Here is a 21,553-nt window from a genome sequence, read left to right as displayed (position 1 = left end):
GCCGATCGGTCGCGCGCCGGGTCGATGTTCCGGGCGGGAGCTCCGGCGGTCGGGCTGGCGGATCAGTCGGTGGTGGTGTCCGGGTGGGAACCGGTGAGACGCGTGGTCAGTCGGCGGGTCCAGTTTCCGTCGCGTTTCCTCGGCGGATCGGGGGTGGTGCTGTCGGGGTCCACCTCGTAGCGACGGATGTAGGCACCGGCGAAGGCTTGCACGGTCGCGGTGACGGGGATGGCGAGGATCGCTCCGGTCGCGCCGAGTAGCGCGGCGCCGGCGATGACGGCGCCGAAGGCCACGGCCGGATGCATGTCGAGGGTGGTCGCGGTGATGCGCGGTTGCAGGACGTAGTTCTCGAACTGCTGGTAGAGCACGATGAATCCGAGAATCCACAGCGCGGTCGCCGGGCTGTCGACCAGGGCGACGATCACCGGAAGCGCACCGGCCAGATAGGTGCCGACGGTGGGGATGAACTGGGACACCACACCGACCCACAGCGCGAGCGCGAAAGCCGACGGCACGTCGAGTACGCGCAGCGCGACGTAGTGCGCGACGGTCGAGCACAGCGCGAGCAGACCGCGCGAGTAGATGTAGCCGCCGGTCTTCTCCACCGCGATATCCCACGCGCGCAACACATGCCGCTGTCTGGCCGGTGGCAGCAGTGAGCAGACGGCATTGCGGAACCGAGGTCCGTCGGCGGCGAAATAGTAGGTGAACAGCACCACGCCGAGCGCTTGGAACAGCGCGCCGATCGCGGCGGTGCCTATACCCCAGGCGTTTTCGGCCAGGCCGACCAGATAACCCTCGAGTTTGTCGCTCCACTCGGTCGCGTACTTCTGGATATCGGTTCCCGAAATATCCTGATCGAAGGTCTGATTGAACCAGTCGACGACTTGATCGGCGTATTCCGGCGCGTTCTGCACCAGCGTCGTCACCTGGTTCACCAGCAGCGCGCCCAACGTCCACACGAACGCCACCATGATCAGCAGCAGGCCGAGGAAGACCACGCCGGTGGCCAAACCGCGTTTGATGCCGCGCGCGGCCAGCCAGTTCACGGCGGGTTCGATCGCGAAGGCGAGGAACAGCGAGACCAGCAGGACGGTCAGCAGACCCTGTAGCCGTTGCAGAATCCAGAAACCCGCGACGAGACCGGCGATCGTAGCCGCGGCGAGCAGGAACGCGCGCAGCAACCACGGGGGCGGACCCGATGTCGGATCGGCGCCGAGGGACCGCCCCGGAGCGGAGGGTGGGGCGGCGGATGGTGGGACGGCTTCTTCCGCGGGCACACGGCCAAACGTACCCACTCCCCGACCCGATCGCCCCGAGGCGTCGGTGCGGAACTCAGATCGTCGCGGCGTCGATGACGAAGCGGTACCTGACGTCGCTGGCGACGACCCGGTCGTAGGCGTTGTCGATCTCGTCGGCCGAGATCAATTCGATTTCCGCGCTGATCTCGTACTGGGCGCAGAAATCGAGCATCTCCTGGGTCTGGGCGATACCGCCGATCATCGAACCCGACAGCGAGCGCCGGTAACTCGCGAGCGTGTACGGGCGGATGTCGATCGGTTTCTCGGGCATGCCGAGCACGACCATGGTGCCGTCGAGATTCAGCAGACGCATGTAGTTGTCGATCGGCAGATCGGCCGACACCGTGTTGATGATCAGGTCGAAACGTCCGCGCAGATCGCGGAAGGTCTGCTTGTCGCCGGTAGCGAAATAGTGGTCGGCGCCGAAACGTCGGCCGTCCTCCTGTTTGCTCAGCGAATGGCTCAGGACGGTGACTTCCGCGCCCATCGCCGAGGCGATCTTCACCGCGACGTGCCCGAGTCCGCCCATGCCGATGATCGCGACCTTCTTCCCCGGCCCGGCGTTCCAGTGCCGCAGCGGGGAGAACACCGTGACGCCCGCGCACAGCAGCGGCGCGGCGATATCGAGCCCGAGCCCGTCCGGGATCGACACCACGAAATTCTCGGTCACCACGATCTGCGTCGAATAGCCGCCCATGGTGTGGCCCTCCGGCTGCGTCGAAGTGTCGACCGCCGTGTTGTAGGTCATGACGGCGCCCTTGACGCAGTACTGCTCTTCGTCGGCCAGACACGGCGCGCACACGCCGCAGGAATCGACCATGCAGCCGACCCCGACCCGATCGCCCACCCGATGCCGTGACACCGCGGCGCCGACGGCGGCGACATGTCCGGTGATCTCGTGCCCGGGCACACAGGGGTATTTCGTGCCGCCCCATTCGTCACGGGCGGTGTGGATATCCGAATGGCAGATACCCGCGTACGCGACGGCGATCAGCACGTCGTGCGGGCCGAGCTCCCTGCGTTCGATGGTGACCTTCTCGAAGGCGCCATCAGGTGCGGATACGGCGTACGCGGCGGCATTACTCATGGGTAATGCCTACCTGCGCCCGAGCGGGTTTGCCAATCGGCCCGCCCGAGCCCGACCGAAATGATCGAGCTCCGGCCACAATGGAAAGGGCAGGCCAGTCGACGGCGGGAGTGCGATGGACGACGAACGGCGCGAAGCGACCCGCCACGTTCCCCCCGGCGACCCCGGCGGCGGCGGACGCGTACTGGCCCTGATCGTGGCCGCTGTCCTGGTGGCGGCGGGTTTCTTCAGTTATCGCGGCGAATTGCCCGGCTGGTCGACCTTCGCCGGACAGGACGACGCCGTCGTCTCGATGACGCGGGAACGGTTGCCGCTGGATCCGGCCGCCGTCGCGGGGGCGGTCCAGCCCGCGCTGGTGAACATCAGCACGTCCTCGCGGCCGATGGGGGTGGGCGCGGCGGGGTCGGGCATCGTGCTGAGCGCGGAAGGTCAGGTGCTGACCAGCCACCACGTGGTGAAAGGCGCGGACACGGTGACGGTCACCGATGTGGGCAACGGCAAGGTGTACAACGCCACGGTCCTCGGTTACGACTCGAACGCCGATATCGCGCTGCTCGCGCTGGAAGGCGCCGCGGGTCTCGCGGTCGCGCGCATCGGGAGTTCCGCGGCGGTGCGCATTCGTGACGAGGTGATGGCCATCGGCAACGCGGGCGGTATCGGCGGCACGCCGACCGCCATCGCGGGCGCCATCACCGACGTCGACAGCACCATCGTCGCCCTCAACGCGGCGGATATGTCACGCAAATCGCTGACCGGCATGCTCGAGGTGGCCGCCGCGGTGAGTTCGGGGCAGTCCGGCGGCGCGGTGGCGGATCGGTGGGGCGCGGTGATCGGCGTGGTCACCGCGGCGTCGGGCGAATCGAGGCCGGGCGAGGACACCCAGCCCAATGGTTACGCGGTGCCCATCGATACCGCGATGCGGGTGGTCGAGCAGATCCGGTCGGGTACGCCGACCGACTCCGTGCACATCGGGCCGACCGCGACCCTCGGCGTGCTGATCTCGGACGCCAAACCGAGCGGTGCGCGCGTCGACATGGCGATCTACGGCCTGCCCGCCCGGGCCGTCGGGCTGACCGAGGGCGAGGTCATCACTTCGATCGACGGCAGCGCCATCACCACGGCGCGGGATCTGCGGGCCGCGATCAATCTGCGCAGACCCGACGACACGGTCCGCCTCGGGGTGGTCGGGGTCGGCGGGGAACCGCGCACGGTCGACGTGACGCTGACGCTCGGCACACCGAATTAGCGCAGGCGAAACGCCCCCGGATCAGAACAGCGACAGCCAGTAGTCCTGGAACCGCAGGAACACCAGCAGCAACACCACCGCGTAGAACACCGCGACGATGGTCCAGCGCCATTCCGCCAGAATGCCGAGCGGCCCGCCCCTGCCACCCCACAGCTGTTCGGTGCATACCGCGAGCAGCGGCGTGATGATGGCCCAGACCACCATGCAGTACGGGCACAGCGCGTCGATCCGGTACAGGCTCTGGAAGACCAGCCAGCAGACGAACACGGTGCCCAGCAGGGCGCCCAGCCACAGCCCGCCCCAGATCCAGCGCGGGAACTGCACTCCGGCGACGCCGAGGACGCCCACGGTGACCACCACCGAGAAGCCGACGACGCCGATGAGCGGATTGGGGAATCCGAAGACCGCGGCCTGATCGGTCACCATCACCGAACCGCAGGACAGGATCGGGTTGATACTGCACGAGGGCCGGTAGCCGGGGTCGGTGAACAGTTTGAACCGCTCGACGGTCAGCGCCACCGCGGCCAGCCAGCCGGCCAGACCGGTGAGCAGTACCAGCCAGGCCGAACGCGGGGGTGTGGGGATCATTGCGCGGCGGCGGCGATCGCCTGGGCCAGACCGCTCGGGTTGACCTGCTGACCGTTGACGAAGACCGACGGGGTCGACTGGATGCCGCCGTCGAAGGCTTCCCGGGTCTTGGCCTCCACGAAATTGTCGTAGGTGCGGTCTCTGATGCACCCGGACACGTCATCGGTGTAACCGACCAACTTCGCGATCTCGATCAGCTGATCGTCGGTCAGGCCGGAGGTGCCTTCCGCGGGCTGCTGTTCGTACATGGTCGACAGCCACGTCTGGTATTTGGCGGGATCGGCCTGGGCGACGCAGTAGGAGGCGTTCGCGGCGCGGCTGGAGTACTCGGCGCCGCCGGAGGCGCGATCGAGGAAGGAGATGATGTTGTACTCGACCGCGGCGGTTCCGCTGTTCACCGCGTCCTCCAGCACCTGGCCGTTGGCGGCCTCGAAGGCCTTGCAGGCCGGGCACTGCAGGTCGGCGACGACGCGCACGGTGACCTCGGCGTCGGGTTTGCCGATGCGGATCGAGCCGTTGTCGGTGATGTTTCCGGTGATGCCGTTCGGGGACGCGGTGGCGGCGATGCTCGGCGTCGGACCCGCGGCCGCCTCGTCCTTGTCGGACTTCTTCATCGCGATACCGATACCGATGGCGGCGATGAGCCCGATCAGGACCACTGCCACGACCGCCTGGATGAGGATGTTGCGGTTGCGATCGGTGCGCTTGGCCTGGGCCAGCGCACTCGAGGTCTTCCGTCCAGCCGGGTTCTTGCTCACCGTGCGTTCACCACGCCTTTCGTTCGCCTGCCGGTTTCCCCTACCGCCCCGATCGTAGTTCCGGACCTCCCGGGCACGGTCGGGCACGACCCACATCATCCTGGGTGAACCTGAGAGATTCCGTAACGCCCCCGGTCAGGGGTCGGTCATGGTGTCGAGGTGGGTCGGTGGGTGACGTTTCGCCGATCCCGTGCGCGAGGGATGCCGGTGACCTCGTCATCGAGTTCACGCCGTGGATCTTCGCCGCGGTCACGGCCGTGCGGGTCGTCGAAGTGCTGTCGTGTGGCCCGTACCTGCCGGGTGATTCAGCGGCGTCGGTCGGGTGCGCCGACGACCTCTGGCAGCACTCGGTCACGGCGTCGCGGGAATTCACGTATCCGAGCGTTCGGGGCCCGGTGGTGGCTGCGCGCCGAGTTCGACCATCGCGCGCAGGATCGACGGAGCCATGGCGAGCTCGAATTCGACTCCGCCGCTTTCGAATATGTAGGTGAGGTAGTCCTCTCGACGCAGGGGAGCGCGCCGGACCGAGCAGTGCTCGCCGATGATCACCCAGCTTCCGAGTGTCAATTGGTCGAATCCCGCATGATCGAACACCGCGCCTCCCACCCTCCGGCCTGCGTCATCCCCGATGAAGTGGACTATGCCACTTGGCGAGAACGCTGTCAATGGAGACCCGCGCGGGCGGGTCAGGAACCGAGCGAGTACTCCTGCTGAAATGTCCAGTGCCCCGGGGGATATACGAGTTCGTCGAATTGCAGGGGGCTGTTGTCCGCCGCGTGCAGCGTGAGGTGGTAGACGAGTACCGCCGCCGGGCGCGGCACGTCGAGTAGTCGCCGTTCCTGTGTCGAGGCCAGTCGCGCGCTGACTCGGTCGCGCGCGTGGGCCACCTCGAAGCCGGTCGTCCGCGCGACATAGTCGGCGACCCCGCCGGGGATCGGTTCGGTGCGCAGCAGGAGTTCGGCGGCGGTGGCGAATCGGCCGGGAAACCAGGATGTCGCGATTCGCGCGGCACCGGACTCGGTGGTCAGCAGACGTTTTCGCTCGATGACCGACGTGCCGTCCGGCAGTTCGAGCGCGGCGGTGACTTCCTCGGGTCCGCTGACGATCTCCGCCGACACGATGGTCGCCGATTCGTGTTCGGCGTAGCGCGTCCCGTAGCGCGGCGGCTCGCGCAACCGGGCGGACGCGCTCGTGCCGGTGACCGCGTTCGTGTCGGTGACGTAGGTGCCCGAGCCCCGACGTGATTGCACCAAACCCTGCTGCCGCAACGTATTCAACGCTTTGGCCGCGGTCGGCCTGGCGACCTTCCAGCTCGCCGCCAATTCCCGTTCCGACGGTACCTCCGCGCCGGGCGCCAGTTCGCCGCGCTGGATGAGGTCGCGGATGTAGCCCGATATCTGTAGGTATTTCGGTAGTACCTCTTCGATTTCGGGCACCGAGGGCCTTCCGTTCGCGCGACCGCCATAGACCACTGGCCAGTGTAGCAATCGGCCCGCATCCGGAAACGCGCGCCGTTCGGCGGGATTCGAACCTCTTTGCGCGAGTTTGCGAATCCAATCGTGCGCCACATCACAGCGATGTGCGGAGGTGAAGCAGGACCGAATCGACATTACTTACCGGTAGAGTGCCGTCCAGTATGGCGGCGGGCGGACCGAGCAGAGGGGATGTCCCAGATGGCGGTACCCGATACCGGGCAGGGGATGGCTCGCGGTCTGTACGCGGCGGCCACCGGGACGGGCGATACGCGATTCGAACTCGCCGAGGACGTCGCGCGGAAACTCGCCGCGGCCTGTGACCGGCTGGTCGAGGATCTGCAAAAGGCCGTCGCCGCCGGATATCTCGTCACCGACGTGTCCGGTTTCCCCGAACTGCCGTCCGGGCAGGGGCTCGCGGAGGGTTTCACCGCGAAGGGGCAGCAGTATCTCGACACCCTGACGGCATTCCAGGAGACGGCGCTGCTGTTCAAAGCGGCGTATCTGGCCGCGGGCCAGCGGCTTTCGGACGCCGAGGCGGCCAATCACGCGGCGCTGCGACTGATCGCGGACTATCTGGAGCCTCGATGAGCGTCCCCGGCGATTCCCGGCGGTGACGACGATGGATTTCCCGGACGTCACCGACGACACCCTCGTCCGCCCGACCGCCTCGACCGGCGGGAGCGACGCACGGTGAGATGGGTTTTCACCCCCGACGAGTTCACGCATGTCTGGGAGAGCGAGACGAGCCTGGACCGACGTCCGTATCCGATCAATATGGCGCCCGCCGCGACCGCGCGCACCGAAACCGAGTACGCGGCACTGCGTCTGCCGCAGCGTTTCGCCAAACAGGCCGATCCCGACCTGTCCGCCGCGCTCATGCTCTGTGCCCGGGGCGACGCCACCACCATCACGATCTCCGGCGAGCGGGCCAAGCCGGAAGGGACGCCCCCCGGCGCGAAAGAGGATCGGATCCTCGCGTTCGCGGCCGTGGTGCACCATCACGCGGGCATTCTCGTCGCCACCGCCGACCGGGTGGTCGTGCAGATGTGTCACGCCCGCGGCGTGGGGCAACGGCTGGTGCAGATCATCGGGCCCGGTAGGCCGGGCACGCTGGGCGCCATGCGGGAACCCCACACCCAGGTGTTGACTCCGGATACCGACGCGGCCTCGGCCAACGGGCAGCGCGGTGCGACCCGCTTCCGGAATACACTGCGCAAACCGGTCGACTGCCGCGGTTTCATCACCGTCACGGTGGAACCGGACAACCCGATGTCCCCGCCGACCAGACATCGGACCTGGCTGGATTTCACCGGCGACGGGCGCTACCTGCTCACCACCTCGCACGACCTGATCCTCACCCCGATCTCCGACGACGAATTCGCGGCCCAGTTGCTCCGCCTCGCCCAGATCCGCTGAAAACCGTGGTAGGCATGGGTATGGCGAAGCACTGGTCCCTCCCGGCGGTCGATGCTCTGAGATCCGACGGTCTGCGGATCGCCGATCTCGACACCTCGGGCACCCCCGGATTCGACGGAGCCAAGGCCGAGGGCCTCGCCTGCCTGGCCGAACGCGCCACGGTGCTCTCGGGGCTCCAGGAAAAGCTCTACGCCAACGGGCGATCCGGTGACAAACGCAGCGTGCTGCTGGTGTTGCAGGGTATGGACACCGCGGGCAAGGGCGGCATCGTCCGGCATGTGATCGGCTCGGTCGACCCGCAGGGCGTCGACCACGCGGCCTTCGGCGTGCCGACCGAGAAGGAGAAGCACCACCACTTCCTGTGGCGTATCCGCAAGGAATTGCCCGGCGGCGGCCAGCTCGGCGTCTTCGATCGCTCCCACTACGAGGACGTCCTGGTGGTGCGGGTGCACGATCTCGTTCCCCCCGAGGTGTGGCAACCGCGCTACGACGAGATCAACGCCTTCGAGAAGGAACTGGTCGACGAGGGCACGACCCTGGTGAAGGTCGCGATGTTCGTCTCGCTCGACGAACAGAAGAAACGGCTCAGCGAACGTCTGGAACGGCCGGACAAGTACTGGAAATTCAATCCCTCCGATATCGACGAACGCGCGTTCTGGCCCGCCTACCAGCAGGCCTACCAGGTCATGCTGGATCGCACCTCCACCGAATACGCGCCGTGGCACGTGATTCCGGCCGACCGCAAATGGTTCGCGCGACTGGCGGTCACCGAATTGCTCATCGCCGCCCTGGAGACACTCGAACTGGACTGGCCCGCGGCGACATTCGATATCGAGGAGCAGAAGCGCAGGCTGGCCGAGGTCTGAGTTCGCTCACGCGGGCCTGGCGGCGCTGACGTATTGCAGGACGCGGTGCACCCGCTGGTCGATGTCGACGAGCTCCAATTCGGTGAACAGCGCGGGGAAGGTGTCGTTGTCGAAGACCCGCAGGCCACTCCAGCCGCCGACGATACGGCTGGCGTGACCGAACGGGGTGTCGCCACGATGACTGGTGGTGATCGCGATCCGCCCGCCCGGCGCGAGCACGCGCACCATCTCCCTGGTGGCGGCGAGCGGATCGGGAATCAGGTAGAGCGCGCCGAAACAGCAGACGGCGTCGAAGGTTCCGTCGGCGAAGGGCAGCCGCCTCGCGTCACCCCGTACATAGCCCACGCGCGGGCCCGCGTTGTCGACCACCGCGCGGGCCAGCATGGGCTCGGAATAGTCTACCCCGACCACGCGGCCGGACCCGGTGAGCCGGTCACTCAGGTATCGCGTGAAATTGCCCGGCCCGCAGGCGATGTCGAGTACCTTCTGCTCACCGCCGAGCCGTAGGGCGGTGACCGCGTCGCGGCGGTCGGCCGAGGTGGTGCGTCCGCTGGCCAGGTAGAACAGTGTCGGACGCCAGGCCCGTTCGTACACCGCGGCGAGTGCGGGGGCGTTCATGGTGCGTCGAGCCAGATTCACGGGTGACCTCAGCCTCGTTCGACGCCGATGGTCATGCCCGCCGCGCGCAGGCGGCTGGTGAGCGCGTCGCCCATGGCCGAGGCCGGGGTGAGGATGCCCGCGAGTTCGGGCTGTTCGGCGGTATCGAAGGCCAGCGAGAGCCCGCTCTCGCCGAGCAGTACCGCCGTCGCCTGGTAGCCGGGATCACCCTGGGCGGCGAAGGTCGCGACATATTTCGCGCCGGATGTCGTACTCGCGTAGGTCTTCATGGTGAACCACCCGCTCGCCCTGGCCTCCTCGCTCGGGCCGGTGCCCGGCTTGGGCAGCACCCGGTCGAGCAGTTTGCGTCCGGCCGAGACGCGTGACAACAGCGCGCCCGTGGCCATCGCGGCCACCACACCGCCCGCGATCCCGGCGGCGACCAGCGGCGCGGCGGCGGATCTGCCCGCGTTCATGACCTCGCGGTAGCGGAAGTTCTTGCCGTAGACCCAGCCGAGCAGGCCGTTGGTCCGGCGCACGATCTTGGTGTTGTGCGAGGCCATCACGAAGGTGCTCACCCAGCCGTTCAGGCTCGGGTCGATATCGCTCGCCCGCTGCCACGCCTGATCGGATTGGCGGCCGACATCGGGATCCATCGACTTGTCCGGGCTCAGCGAATACGGGTGTGCGAGCACCTTGCCCTTGGACGAATCGGCGGCGACCGCCTCCATCATGGCGCGCCCGGAATCGATCGTGCCGCCGCTGACCCCGCCCTTGAACGCGGCGATCAGTGTGGTGTCGGTGAGTTCGCCGGTGTTGTCCTCGACCGAGCGACGGTACAGCTGGTAGACGCTCAGATCGGACGGAACCGAGTCGAAACCGCAGGAATTCACGATCTTCGCACCGGTTTCCACCGCGCGGTCGTGGTAGCCGTCGATGGCTTCGCGGATGAACAGCGGCTCACCGGTGAGGTCGGCGTAATGGGTGCCCGCCTCGGCGCACGCGGCGACGAGGGGCAGTCCGTAGCGCAGGTACGGCCCGACCGTGGTGACGACGACCTTCGTCCGTGCCGCCAATTCGTTCAGCGCGCCCTGATCGGTCGAATCCGCCACCACCAGTGCCCAATTCGCGGCGTCGGGGCCGAGTTCGGCACGGACCGAGGTCAGTTTGTCGAGCGAACGCCCGGCCAGGGCGATACGGGCGTCGACGGGCGCGGCTCCGAGCAGGTACCGCGCGGTGAGTTTGCCGACGAATCCGGTCGCGCCGAACAGGATGAGGTCGAATTCTCGATCGTTTGCCATCAGATATCTTCCGTTCGTCGAATTGAGCTCGCCGCGTTCAGGATTCGATGGGAACGCCGCGCGTGCCGTCCCGTTGACCGGCGAGCCATCGGTGATGGGTGGTGCCGAGTTCGGTCACCGGCGGTTCGTCGTAGATCCATTCGCGCGCGATGCGGTGCCAGTTCGCGGTGACGTCGAGCTGGCCGAGCATGCCGAAGGTGAGGAAATCGGCCCGTCGCGAGAACAGGTGCTCGGGCGGCAGATTCTGCTGCTTCATCCCCGCGAATTCACTCGCCCTCGGATCGACCGCGAGCAGGAACGCGCCGCTGGCCAGTTCGGGGGTGATGGTCAGTTCCTCGTCGATCAGACACCATTCCGAGGCGGACAGCACGTATTCGAGACATTCCTCCGCGCCGATCTCCTCGGGTGAGTCGATGACACCGCGCTGGATCATCAACTCCCGCAGGTCTTCCGCGCGATCCTCCGCCGCCGCGCGCAGGCAGATCTTCTCGAAACGCACGTGCTCGGCGTCCATCCGGTTGAACAGGCCGAAATCCAGGAAGCCGACCCTGCCGTCCTCAGCCAGCAGCACATTGCCCGGATGCGGATCGCCGCAGAACTCGTGAAAGGTGAACAGCGACCCGACATAGAACCGGTAGATGATCTCGCCGACCCGATCGCGTTCGGCCCGTGGCAACTGCCGGATCTCCTCGAAACCCTTGCCCGGCAGGTACTCGCTCACCAGCACCCTGGTGGTCGACAGTTCGGGCAGCGAGCGCGGCACCGCGATGAACGGATGGCCCGCGTAGAGTTCGGCGATCTGCGACTGGGTGGCGGCCTCGGCGTGGTAATCGAGTTCGCTCTCCATGTTCAGCCGCAGTTCGTCCAGTACGGCCGGTGTCACCCAGGGCATCGCCGACTGGAGGACTTTGCGAAACATGTTGAGGTTCTTCAGATCCGCGCGTACCGCCGCGTCGATGCCGGGATATTGGACCTTCACCGCGACGACCCGGCCGTCGTGCAGCCGGGCCCGGTAGACCTGACCGATCGAGGCGGCGGCGATCGGCTCGGGTTCGAATTCGGCGAAGATCTCGTCGAGGGGTTTGTCGAAATCCTCCTCGATCACCCGGCGCATGGATTCGAACGACACCGTCGGCGCGGCATTGCGCAGCACGGCCAGTCGCTTCTGGAAACGTTCGCGATGGGATTCGGGCACCAGATCCAGATCGAGCACAGACATCATCTGCCCCAGTTTCATGGCGACGCCCTTCATGGTGCCGAGCACCATGACCACCTGTTCGGTGGTGCGGAGCATGGACTCCTCCGCCATCCGCGCGCGCACCGCCTCCGACCTGCCGCGCATGGTCAGCCTGGTCCGTTGGGTCCGGAGCACCGAACCGGCGGCGACGACGCCCAGCTTGGTGCCACGAGCAAGCCGAGACGTCGGAACCTGCTTCGCCATCGGGGTACCTCCATTGGTGCCGCGTCGGTGCCACGGGTCCGGCGCGTGCGTGCCAGACCACGTTGCGGGCGGTAGCCACCCGCCGGGCGGCACCGCACGGTTTCAGACTAACAACGCCACCGGGGCGTCGAGTCGGCCGTCACATTCGCGCGACGACGGCGCGCGCGACGACGAGAACGGAACGGTCAGGCGAGGGTTCCGTCGGCGTTCAGATCGGGCAGCACGTGGGTCTGGGCGTTGAAGATCTCCCGGGAGCCGCCCGCGCGCATCATGCCCTCGATGGCGCTCCAGGCCATCATGGTCAGGTAGTCGATGACTTCCTCGCGCGACATCGTCTTGTCCGTGGTCCACCAGTGGGTGGCCAGCTGGATGCCGCCCACCAGCACGTAGGACCAGAGCATCGCGCCCTCGGTCTTCGCACCGCGTTCGCGGCCCTTGTCGACGATCACAGTGGAGACGACCTCGGCGAACAGCTTCTCGAACTCGGCCAGCGAGGACTGCCCCGACCCGTTGCCCATGATGAAGCGGTAGACCTCGGGGTCCTCGTCGACCGTGCCGACGTAGGCCGCCATGGCCGAGCGGACCAGCTGGTATTCGGCGGCGTCCAGGCTGATCGCCTCGTACACCCTCGGCATCAGCGTGAGCTCGATGAAGCGCTGCATGGTCGCGCGGATCAGGTCGTTCTTATCGGAGAAGTACCGGTACAGGACGGTTTTGGAGACGCCGATCTCGGCGGCGATCTCGTCCATGCCCGCGTTCGAGCCGCGCTTGCGAATCGCGGCGAGGGTGCCGTCGACGAGTTCCTCGCGCCGATCGATCTTGTGCTGACGCCACCGGCGTTTGCGGCCGTCGGTTCGGCCGCCCCGGACCGCCGCCGGTCGTTCGTCGATGTCGACGGTGTTCGCGACGCGGTGTTCGCGGGGTTCCAGCTGGTCACGCTCCGCTACCGCCTCCGGGCCGATTCGTGCCGCAAGGTCTTCGGTGGACAGCGTGGGCTCCCTCGTTAGTGGACGGGTGATGTCCTTCCAGCTTAAGTGCAGCCCACCTCGCACTGTCGCGTTTGGGTCGCCGATGCGGTAGGAACCACATTCGCGCGGCCGGCGACGAGCGCGCGATCCGGGCATATCCTCGCGGCACAGCAGAATGGACAGCATGGAGAATGCTCCCGGCAACACAGCGGCGCCTGCGACGGGGCAGCAGGCGACGTCCCGGCGCGAACTCGGCGGGGGCGCCCGGTCCGCGCCCGCGTCGCTCGGCGCGCCCACCCCCGCGGGCCCGAACGGTTTCTTTGTCGACGAGGAGAGCAAGCGGCGGGATCTGTTCCGGATGAAGGCGCTGGCCACCGGACTGTTGGTTTTCGCGAGCCTGGTCTACCTGTTCTGCCGTTGGCTCGAATCGCGAGGTCAGGGCGGCGACTGGGTCGGCTATCTACGCGCGGCCTCGGAGGCGGGCATGGTCGGCGCGCTCGCGGACTGGTTCGCGGTGACGGCGCTGTTCCGGCATCCGCTCGGCCTACCGATCCCGCATACCGCGATCATCCGCAAGAAGAAGGATCAGCTCGGCGCGAGTCTGGGCAGTTTCGTCGGGACCAACTTCCTGGCGCCCGACGTGGTGTCGGCCAAGGTCGCCTCGGCGCAGGTCTCGCTACGGGTAGGCCGCTGGATGGCGGATCCGGGGCACGCGGCCAGGGTGGCGCAGGAGAGTTCGACGCTGTTGCGCGCGGTCGTCGGGGTGCTGCGCGACGAGGACGTCGAGCAGATCATCGACAACACCATCGTCAAGCGGATCGCCGAGCCGCTGTGGGGGCCGCCGATCGGCCGGGTGCTAGCAGAACTGCTAGCGGACAATCGCCAGCTGGCGCTGCTGGATATGCTCGCCGAACGGGCGCACCAATGGGCGCTCGGCAGCCAGGAGACGATCGACCGGATCGTGCTGCGCGACGCGCCGCAATGGGCGCCGAAATTCGCGAATATCCTGCTTTCGGAAAAGATCTATCGCGAACTCGTGGAGTTCACCTGGAAGGTGCGGTCGAATCCGGAGCACGAGGTGCGGCTGGCGGCGAACCGTTTCCTGGAGGAATTCGCCCACGATCTGCAATACGACGACGCCATGATCAAGAAGGCCGAGCGGATCAAAGCCCAGGTGATGGGCCGCGAGGAGATCACCGGTATGGCCGAGGCCACATGGCGGGCGGCCAAGCGGCTGATTCTGGAGTCGGCCGACGATCCGAACAGTACGCTGCGCCGCAAGGTGGCCGAGAACGTGCGTCAACTCGGTGAACGGCTTCGCGACGACGACGAGATGCGGACCAAGGTCGACGACTGGATCGACCGTGGCGCACGGTATCTCGTGGGGAACTACGCTGCGGAGATCACCACTCTCGTCACCGATACGGTGGCCAAGTGGGATGCCGAGGAGGCGAGTAAGAAGATCGAATTGCAGGTCGGGCGTGATCTGCAATTCATTCGTATCAACGGAACGGTGGTCGGTTCGCTCGCCGGACTGGCGATCTATTCGGTTTCGGAGTTGCTGTTCCACGGCTGAATAACTCGACAATGGTGTCCGGTTTAGCGACCGGTCATCGTTTCCCCACGTAGTGGCATTTATGTCGGTCTCTGACATAGAACGCTACATGTTTGCTGAAAGAGTGCTAGCAAGCTGCTTGCAACAGCTAGCACCCTGCCCTAGTATTGAACCCGTACAACCGCCAGAAGGTGAGTGATGGCTGACCAGCCCGAGGTTTCCGCCGAGTACACCGACAATCGCCAAGGATATTCGGACGAAGTCGGAGAACGAGGGGGGCGTGTTGCCAGCGCGGCGCACGATATCGGTGGTTTCATCAGGTCACAGCGAGAAGCCGCGCAAGTCTCGCTGCGTCAGCTCGCCGCATTGGCGGGGGTGAGCAATCCGTATCTCAGCCAGATCGAGCGCGGATTGCGCAATCCCTCCGCCGAAGTGCTCGCGCAGATCGCCAAGGCGTTGCGGGTGTCCTCGGAGGTGTTGTACGTCAAGGCCGGCTATTTGGAGCAGCGGCCGCACAGCCCGGTTCGGGATGCCCTGCTCGCCGATACGTCGGTCAGCGAACGGCAGAAGCAAGTACTGCTGGAGATATACGAGTCGTTTCGCCGCGAAAACGGAGGGAACGAGCCCGGGGGGGAGTGGGACAGCGACGTTCCGCGCACGACAACCGACACTCCGCCACGCCAGGAGAACGAAGAATGACCGAAAAGAACGCCACCGTCACCAAGCCCCTGTTCGCCGCGGTCGGCGCCGGGGACGCCGTCTACGCTCGCGCGCTCGATGTCGTCACCCAGGTGCGTGAACGCGCGACCACGACCGATGTCAGCGGCCGGGTGGAGGGGGCGCGCGAGCGCTTCGCCAATGTGCCCGCCGATGTGCAGGCCCAGTTCGAGACGCTGCGCGAGCGGCTGTCCGGGCTGCCCTCCGAGCTGCCCGAGGATCTCGCCGAACTGCGTGAGAAGTTCACCCCCGAGGAACTGCGCACCCTCGCCGAGAAGTACTACCGCCAGGTGCTCGACGTCTACGCCGATCTCGCCGTCCGCGGTGAGGAAACCGTCGACCGGTTGCGCGCCAACCACCTCGTCGAGGATCAGATCGAGCGCGTCGAAGGTCTCTACAAGGACGCGGCCGTGCGTGCCGAGGATGTCCTCGACCGGGTGAACGGCCTGCTCGGCCGTCCGGCCAAGGACGGGTCCGAGGTCGTCGAGCCTGCGGTCGCGCCGGTTCCCGAGCCGGTCGCGGACGCGGTCGTCGAGGCCGAGATCGTCGCCATCTCCACCGAGGCCGAACCGGCCGAGGAACTCTTCCCGGCCGAGCCCGCGCCGCCGAAGAAGGCTCCGGCGAAGAAGGCCGCCTCCAAGAAGGCCGCCGCGCCGAAGACCGTCTGAGCGTCCGTCCAGCCGGGCGCGGCCCCCGCACACCTCGGTGTGCGGGGGCCGCGCTCGTATGATGGGTGATGTGAACACCGTGAACGGGTTGACCGGACTCATCATGCTCGTGCTCTGGCTCGCGGCGCTGGGGGCGACGATCTTCGCGTTGATTCACGCCGTGCGCCAACGGCCGGACGCGTTCACCGCCGTGGACAAGCAGACCAAGACGATCTGGCTCGCGATCCTGGGCGTGGCGCTGTTGCTCCTGCTGCTCTTCCCCGCCGGATTGGGTCTGCTGTCGTTCATCGCGATCATCGCGACGGGCGTCTATCTGGCCGATGTCCGGCCGAAGGTGGACGAGATTCAGCGCGGTCCCCGCTGGTAGAAAGCCGATAACGCCCCGGCGCGGGGCGATATGTGAACACAGGCCGAGTTTCCGGGAACGCCCGGACTCGGCCTTTGTCGTATCCGGAGGGTTGCCGTGTCGGCGGGGCGGTGGCGGCGCGTGATCCGAGGGTGCGGACTGGCGGACAGACGTGAATCGGGGTTACTGTATCGAGAAGTAACACAAAGGAGTGTCCGATGCGCGCCTTGCCGCTCGAGAAGGTGGACCTGCCGGGGAAAGTCCGGGGGCTGCTCGACGTACACCGTGCCGACCTGAGGTCGCGCACCTATGCGATCACCGCCGTCAACCCGCCCACCGCGCCGCGCGAGGTCCGCACCGTGACCGCCGTCGACGGCGCGCGACTGCGGGTTCACGTCTACGGACCCGCCGGTGCGCCCGCGATCGTGCTCGTGCACGGCTGGACCTGCGCGATCGAATACTGGAACGCCCAGATCAACGCCTTCGCCGACGAATACCGCGTCATCGCCTACGACCAGCGCGGACACGGCGAGAGCGAACTCGGCACCGCCGACCTGACCATGGATCTGCTCGCCGACGACCTGGTCGCGGTCTTGGACGCCACTCTCGCCCGGGGTGAACGCGCCGTCCTCGTCGGCCACAGCCTCGGCGGCATGACCCTGCAAGCATGGGCGGGCCGCTATCCGGAACAGGTGGCCCAGCGCGCCGCCGCGGCGCTGTTGACGAATACCGCGCCGGGGTTGCTCGTCGGGGAGACCTTCGTCGTCCCGTTCTTCAACCGCCCGCGGGTACGTCTGCGCCGGACGATCGCACTGCCGCTGGTCCTGGGCAGGTACGGGTTGGGCATGCCGATCGTCTTCCCGCCGCTGCCCCCGGTGAAATGGCTTTTCGCCCGCCAGATCATGAGTCTGGCGGCGCGTCGCGAGCTGATCGACTACAGCATGGCCGTCGTCCGCTCGTGCCGGGCCTCGGTGCGCGCGCGCTTCGGATTGCTGCTCGCGGATATGGATCTGGGCGAAGCGGCGAGGAATCTGGTGGTTCCGACCACCATCCTGTCCGGATCCGACGATTTCATGACACCGCCGGTCCACGCCGAGCGGATCGCCGCGATGCTGACCGAGGTCGGCAGCCTGGTGCGGCACGAGGTGCTCGCCACCGGCCACCTCGGCAATGTCGAGATGTTCGAACGGTTCAACGAAGAACTGGCTCGGGTGCTCGACGCCGTCGCGGCCGACGAAGGGTCCGTGGAAGCCGCGGGCTGAAACCGGGCCTGCACCGGTGTCCGCTCAGGAGAACACCACGGTCCGGCGGCCGTGTACGAGCACGCGTCCCTCCAGATGCCAGCGCAGGCCGCGTGCCAGCACGACCCGTTCGATATCGCGGCCCTGACGGACCATGTCGCGCACATCGTCGGCGTGATCGATACGGCTGACGTCCTGCTCGATGATCGGCCCCGCGTCCAGTTCGGCCGTCGCGTAGTGGCAGGTCGCGCCGATCAGCTTCACGCCGCGGACGAAGGCCTGGTGGTACGGCCGCGCGCCGACGAACGACGGCAGGAAGCTGTGGTGGATATTGATCGCCCGGCCCGCCCAGTGTTCGCACAGATCCGCCGGGAGCACCTGCATGAACCGTGCCAGCACCACCGCGTGCGGGTCGTGCGCGTCGACCAGAGCCCTGACCTCGTCGAAAGCCGGACCACGCGCGGCCGGATCCTTGGGGAACGGCACGTAGTGGAATTTCACCCCGTGCGCCTCGGTCATGGACGCCAGGTCGGGATGGTTGCCGATCACCGCCTCGATCGTCGCCGGGAGTTCACCGGCGGCCGCCCGGCCGAGCAGATCGTGCAGGCAATGCCCATCCCGGCTGACCAGCAGCACCGCGCGACCGCGCGCCCCCGAATCGTGCACCCGCCACTCCGTCTCCGGCCCCAGATCCGCCGCGACCCCCGAGAAACGGTCGCGCAGTTCGTCCAGCTCGAACGGCACCGTCGACGCCGCGATGGCCTGGCGGGTGAAGAACCAGCCGGTCTCCGCATCGGAGTGGTACCCCGCCTCGACGATGGACCCGCCGAATTCGGCGATGAACGAGGTGATCCGGGCGATGATGCCGGGACGGTCCGGACAGCCCAGAGTCAGCACGTAGCGGCGGTCGTAGGAAGCGGAACTCATGAGCTGATCGTATTTATGCGCGCCCACCAGCGACGCGGCGGGTCAGCCGACTCCGCCCGCCCGCGATCGCAGGCAGCGATCACGTGATCGCGAGGCGATGTACGCCCCATCCAGACAACACCCGACCACCCCAACGCGAGCCCGGTAATCGACAACACGTTCGACCCCACTCGCCTAGGAAGTGCCGCACATCCTCGATAAGCCGCGCACCGGACGCGGACATCCCGCACTGACCCGCCACCAACGGCGCGAGCCCGACGAGCGCCCGTTCGCGGCCGTCTCGTTGCCGAGCGGTCGAAGCGCATGCGACGCAGTCGCGAGTCTCGACCGCTCGGCAACGAGACATAGCGGGCCGCGAACCCGCCGCACCAGCGGCCGAATTTCAGTAAAACGGTTCGGCGTAGCGGAATTCGCCGGTGATCCGGGGTTCGTAGGCGGTGAGGGTGCGCACCTGGAAGTGGGTGGTCCACGACGGGTCGTCGGGGTGGATGCCGACGCGGCCGCCGGGGACGAAGCCGAAGCGGGGGTAGTAGTCGAGGCTGCCGAGCAGGGCTACCAGGGGTTCGTCCAGCGCGTCGGCCGCGCCGAGGGCGGCGTGCACAAGGGCGGAGCCGACGCCGGAGCCCTGGTGGTCGGCGAGAACGCCGATCGGGCCGAGCCCGAGGGCGGGGTAGGGGCCGACCGAGGCTCGGGTCAGGCAGACATGGCCGACGACGACGTCGAATTCGACCGCGACGAGGGACAGGGTCGGGATCCAGCCCGCGTCGCCGCGTAGCCGTTCGACCAGGTCGACTTCGGGTGGGTCGGGGTCGTCGGCCGGATCGTCGGTGGGGACGGTATCGGCGGTTCGGCGCGGGGCGAACGCGCTGCGATGCACCGCGGCGATGGCGGTGGTGTCGTCGGCGCGTTCGCGACGGATCAGCACGATGTCTCCTCCCGAACGACTGCGAACCATCCGCGTACACCATCCGGCGAGGTCGGGCCCTACGGTGCCCGTCGCGCGCCGACGTCTACGAGTGTGCGGGAAGTGATGGAGGCACGCAATGGAATTCGCCCCCGGTGTGCCAGACTCACCCCATGTCAGACTCCGCGCCACTGACCAGAGCCGACGTGGCGGACCTCATCGATCACACGTTGCTCGCCCCCGAGGCGACCGCCGCCGACGTCGAAGCGCTGGTCGCGGAGGCGCGCGCCCTCGGGGTGTACGCGATCTGCGTCTCACCGTCGATGCTGCCGGTGCGCGCGCCAGGTGTGGTGATCGCCACTGTCGCCGGTTTCCCTTCCGGTAAACATCATTCACTGGTGAAGGGTGCCGAGGCCCGGCTCGCGGTGGATCAGGGCGCGGCCGAGGTCGATATGGTGATCGACGTGGGTGCGGCCGTCGCCGGGGACTATTCCGCGGTGCTGTCCGATATCGTGACCGTCCGCGAGGCGGTCGCCGATCGCGCTGTTCTCAAGGTGATCATCGAATCGGCGGCGCTGACCGACGAGGCGATCGTGCAGGTCTGCCGGGCGGCCGAGCGCGCGGGCGCCGATTTCGTCAAGACTTCCACCGGTTTCCACCCGGCGGGCGGTGCGAGCGCGCACGCGGTCCGGCTGATGGCGGAGACGGTCGGCGGACGGATCGGGGTCAAGGCGAGTGGTGGTATCCGTACCGCCGAGGCGGCGGCGGAGTTGATCGCCGCTGGTGCCACCCGGCTCGGGCTGTCGAAATCGCGCGCGGTGCTCGACGGTTTTCCCGAAGCCTGAGCGTATTGCCCTCGGGAGTTCCAGCGTGCGCCGCCGCTTCGACCCGTCTGCGACCGTGGATTCTCGCCATCAGGCGTTTTCGTCGGCGGTGATCCATTCCGCCATCACGTCGGCCAGCGCGCGGGCTCCCGCGCGGCAGTCGTCCGGTAGCGCGAATTCGGCGGGGGAGTGCGAGACGCCGGTCGGGTTGCGGACGAACAGCATGGCGGTGGGCACCACGGCGGAGAGGATTCCGGCGTCGTGTCCCGCGGCGGTCGGCAGGACCGGGATATCGCCGAGATGGCCGAGCGCGCGGGCGATGCGGTCGCGGGGTCCGGGCGGGAATTCCACTATCGGGGTAACGGATTCGGCTTCGATCCGCAGTTTCACCCCGTCACAGGCCGCATGCTTGTGCGCTTCGCTACTGATCCGTTCGACGAGCCCGGTCAGGGTGTCCTCGTCGGCGGCGCGGGCGTCGAGCCAGGCGAGTACCTCGGAGGGAATCGCGTTGGCCCCGTTGGGGAGTACCCGGATCTTGCCGAAAGTGGCGACCGCTTCGTGTAATTCGGCGGCCTGACGGGCCGTGTGCACCGACGAGGCGTAGGCGAGCATCGGATCGCGGCGGTCGACAAGCCGGGTCGCCCCGGCGTGGTTGGCCTCACCGGTGAAGGTGAACAGCCAGCGGCCGTGCGGCCAGATGGAGGAGGCGACGGCCAGCGGCTTGTCGACCAGGTCGAGGGCCCGGCCCTGTTCGACGTGCAATTCGACGTAGACGCCGACGCGGTCGGTCAGTGTGGGGTCGGCACCGAGATGCCGGGGATCGCGTCCGGCCTTCGCCATGGCCTCGCCGAGCGGGATACCGTCCGCGTCCCGCAGTCCGAGCGCGCGTTCGGGTTTCAGTGCGCCGGTGCTGAGTTGCGATCCGACACAGGCGACGCCGAAGCGCGCCCCCTCCTCGTCGGAGAAGGCCGCGACCGCGACCGGTCGATTCGGGACGATGCCCCGCGCCCGCACCTCGTCGATCGCGGCGAACGCGGACACCACCCCGAGCGGCCCGTCGTAGGCGCCGCCGTCGGGCACCGAATCCAGGTGCGACCCGGTGACGAAGGCATACTTCGGATCTCCCGACCAGCCCGGCGGCAGCCACCAGGCCCACAGGTTGCCGTTGCGGTCCTCCTCGACGGACATGCCGCGCTGGTCGGCGCAACCGGTGAACCATTCGCGCAGTGTCAGATCGGCGTCGTTCCAGGCGAATCGACGGTAGCCGCCGGTAGCGGGCTCGCGGCCGACGTCGAGGATCGAATCCCACAGGGCGTCGAAGGTCATG

23 protein-coding genes are annotated in these 21,553 nt (G+C 67.5%); 10 read left to right on the top strand and 13 right to left on the bottom strand.

All coding sequences use genetic code 11. The annotated features are described in order from the left end of the window. Positions 1-62: 62 nt before the first annotated feature. Together DAT37_RS33800 and DAT37_RS33795 are read right to left on the bottom strand one after the other, a co-directional pair. Positions 63-1,280 (bottom strand): AI-2E family transporter, encoded by a 1,218-nt coding sequence (locus tag DAT37_RS33800; protein ID WP_109528923.1) that lies wholly within the window; start codon positions 1,278-1,280, stop codon positions 63-65. Positions 1,281-1,335: 55 nt separating this feature from the next. After that, entirely contained in the window at positions 1,336-2,388 is a 1,053-nt protein-coding gene (locus tag DAT37_RS33795; RefSeq protein WP_109528922.1) for an NAD(P)-dependent alcohol dehydrogenase, read from the bottom strand. A gap of 115 nt (positions 2,389-2,503) precedes the next feature. Between DAT37_RS33795 and DAT37_RS33790 the strand changes: the two genes are divergently transcribed. Continuing rightward, positions 2,504-3,634 carry a S1C family serine protease gene (locus DAT37_RS33790; RefSeq protein ID WP_109528921.1) on the top strand — a complete coding sequence of 377 codons (1,131 nt, stop codon included), beginning with the start codon at positions 2,504-2,506 and terminating at the stop codon, positions 3,632-3,634. 21 nt (positions 3,635-3,655) lie between these two features. Here the strand turns inward: DAT37_RS33790 and DAT37_RS33785 are convergent, their stop codons facing one another. The 4 genes from DAT37_RS33785 to DAT37_RS33770 form a co-directional block, all read right to left on the bottom strand. Beyond that, positions 3,656-4,222: a vitamin K epoxide reductase family protein gene (locus DAT37_RS33785; RefSeq protein ID WP_198654565.1), complete on the bottom strand. Its 567-nt coding sequence runs from the start codon at positions 4,220-4,222 to the stop codon at positions 3,656-3,658. Then, the gene (locus DAT37_RS33780) at positions 4,219-4,980 is read right to left on the bottom strand and encodes a thioredoxin domain-containing protein (protein ID WP_109529146.1); all 762 of its coding nucleotides are present in this window, start codon (positions 4,978-4,980) and stop codon (positions 4,219-4,221) included. Before DAT37_RS33780 ends, DAT37_RS33785 begins: the two co-directional genes overlap by 4 nt. A gap of 369 nt (positions 4,981-5,349) precedes the next feature. Next, positions 5,350-5,574 carry a hypothetical protein gene (locus DAT37_RS33775; RefSeq protein WP_157978828.1) on the bottom strand — a complete coding sequence of 75 codons (225 nt, stop codon included), beginning with the start codon at positions 5,572-5,574 and terminating at the stop codon, positions 5,350-5,352. A gap of 92 nt (positions 5,575-5,666) precedes the next feature. Then, complete coding sequence (locus DAT37_RS33770) at positions 5,667-6,416, bottom strand: GntR family transcriptional regulator (protein WP_198654564.1); 750 nt, start codon at positions 6,414-6,416, stop codon at positions 5,667-5,669. Positions 6,417-6,653: 237 nt separating this feature from the next. Between DAT37_RS33770 and DAT37_RS33765 the strand changes: the two genes are divergently transcribed. From DAT37_RS33765 to DAT37_RS33755, 3 genes are all read left to right on the top strand, one after another. Next, positions 6,654-7,043 (top strand): hypothetical protein, encoded by a 390-nt coding sequence (locus DAT37_RS33765; protein WP_109528918.1) that lies wholly within the window; start codon positions 6,654-6,656, stop codon positions 7,041-7,043. A 102-nt stretch (positions 7,044-7,145) separates the two neighbouring features. After that, positions 7,146-7,871, top strand: a complete 726-nt coding sequence (locus DAT37_RS33760; protein WP_109528917.1) for an ESX secretion-associated protein EspG — start codon at positions 7,146-7,148, stop codon at positions 7,869-7,871. Positions 7,872-7,885: 14 nt separating this feature from the next. Beyond that, positions 7,886-8,737, top strand: coding sequence for a polyphosphate kinase 2 family protein (locus DAT37_RS33755; RefSeq protein WP_408637474.1), 852 nt, complete (start codon positions 7,886-7,888; stop codon positions 8,735-8,737). 6 nt (positions 8,738-8,743) lie between these two features. On the opposite strand, the gene DAT37_RS33750 is transcribed toward DAT37_RS33755, so the two are convergent. The 4 genes from DAT37_RS33750 to DAT37_RS33735 form a co-directional block, all read right to left on the bottom strand. Beyond that, positions 8,744-9,376 (bottom strand): class I SAM-dependent methyltransferase, encoded by a 633-nt coding sequence (locus DAT37_RS33750; protein ID WP_109528916.1) that lies wholly within the window; start codon positions 9,374-9,376, stop codon positions 8,744-8,746. An 8-nt stretch (positions 9,377-9,384) separates the two neighbouring features. Continuing rightward, entirely contained in the window at positions 9,385-10,635 is a 1,251-nt protein-coding gene (locus DAT37_RS33745) for a saccharopine dehydrogenase family protein (protein ID WP_109528915.1), read from the bottom strand. Between the two features lie 37 nt (positions 10,636-10,672). Beyond that, a complete protein-coding gene (locus DAT37_RS33740) occupies positions 10,673-12,076 on the bottom strand; it encodes an ABC1 kinase family protein (protein WP_109528914.1) in 1,404 nt (467 codons plus the stop codon). Positions 12,077-12,261: 185 nt separating this feature from the next. Next, positions 12,262-12,966, bottom strand: a complete 705-nt coding sequence (locus DAT37_RS33735) for a TetR/AcrR family transcriptional regulator (RefSeq protein ID WP_109529144.1) — start codon at positions 12,964-12,966, stop codon at positions 12,262-12,264. A gap of 262 nt (positions 12,967-13,228) precedes the next feature. On the opposite strand from DAT37_RS33735, the gene DAT37_RS33730 reads away from it, so the two are divergent. The 5 genes from DAT37_RS33730 to DAT37_RS33710 all read left to right on the top strand — a co-directional run bounded on the left by DAT37_RS33730 (position 13,229) and on the right by DAT37_RS33710 (position 17,592). Beyond that, positions 13,229-14,620, top strand: coding sequence for a DUF445 domain-containing protein (locus tag DAT37_RS33730; protein WP_408637473.1), 1,392 nt, complete (start codon positions 13,229-13,231; stop codon positions 14,618-14,620). Positions 14,621-14,797: 177 nt separating this feature from the next. Continuing rightward, positions 14,798-15,298, top strand: a complete 501-nt coding sequence (locus tag DAT37_RS33725) for a helix-turn-helix domain-containing protein (RefSeq protein WP_109528913.1) — start codon at positions 14,798-14,800, stop codon at positions 15,296-15,298. Beyond that, on the top strand, positions 15,295-15,984 hold the full coding sequence (locus tag DAT37_RS33720; RefSeq protein ID WP_109528912.1) for a heparin-binding hemagglutinin: 690 nt from the start codon (positions 15,295-15,297) through the stop codon (positions 15,982-15,984). Before DAT37_RS33725 ends, DAT37_RS33720 begins: the two co-directional genes overlap by 4 nt. 61 nt (positions 15,985-16,045) lie before the next feature. Continuing rightward, positions 16,046-16,351 (top strand): DUF2516 family protein, encoded by a 306-nt coding sequence (locus tag DAT37_RS33715; protein WP_109528911.1) that lies wholly within the window; start codon positions 16,046-16,048, stop codon positions 16,349-16,351. Positions 16,352-16,548: 197 nt separating this feature from the next. Next, positions 16,549-17,592: an alpha/beta fold hydrolase gene (locus DAT37_RS33710; protein ID WP_109528910.1), complete on the top strand. Its 1,044-nt coding sequence runs from the start codon at positions 16,549-16,551 to the stop codon at positions 17,590-17,592. 24 nt (positions 17,593-17,616) lie between these two features. Here the strand turns inward: DAT37_RS33710 and purU are convergent, their stop codons facing one another. Together purU and DAT37_RS33700 are read right to left on the bottom strand one after the other, a co-directional pair. Next, positions 17,617-18,498, bottom strand: a complete 882-nt coding sequence (gene purU, locus DAT37_RS33705) for a formyltetrahydrofolate deformylase (protein ID WP_109529142.1) — start codon at positions 18,496-18,498, stop codon at positions 17,617-17,619. Positions 18,499-18,880: 382 nt separating this feature from the next. Beyond that, positions 18,881-19,423 (bottom strand): GNAT family N-acetyltransferase, encoded by a 543-nt coding sequence (locus DAT37_RS33700; RefSeq protein WP_109529141.1) that lies wholly within the window; start codon positions 19,421-19,423, stop codon positions 18,881-18,883. Between the two features lie 152 nt (positions 19,424-19,575). Here DAT37_RS33700 and deoC point away from each other — a divergent pair, with 152 nt between their 5' ends. Continuing rightward, on the top strand, positions 19,576-20,247 hold the full coding sequence (gene deoC, locus DAT37_RS33695) for a deoxyribose-phosphate aldolase (RefSeq protein WP_109528909.1): 672 nt from the start codon (positions 19,576-19,578) through the stop codon (positions 20,245-20,247). A 69-nt stretch (positions 20,248-20,316) separates the two neighbouring features. Here deoC and DAT37_RS33690 read toward each other — a convergent pair whose 3' ends face one another. Then, complete coding sequence (locus DAT37_RS33690) at positions 20,317-21,552, bottom strand: allantoate amidohydrolase (protein WP_109528908.1); 1,236 nt, start codon at positions 21,550-21,552, stop codon at positions 20,317-20,319. Position 21,553 lies beyond the last annotated feature (1 nt).

Source organism: Nocardia aurea, assembly GCF_003123685.1.
Taxonomy (GTDB): Bacteria; Actinomycetota; Actinomycetes; order Mycobacteriales; family Mycobacteriaceae; genus Nocardia; species Nocardia aurea.
The sequence above is the reverse complement of the archived record's forward strand: the minus strand, read 5'-3'. Positions and strand labels throughout refer to the sequence as shown.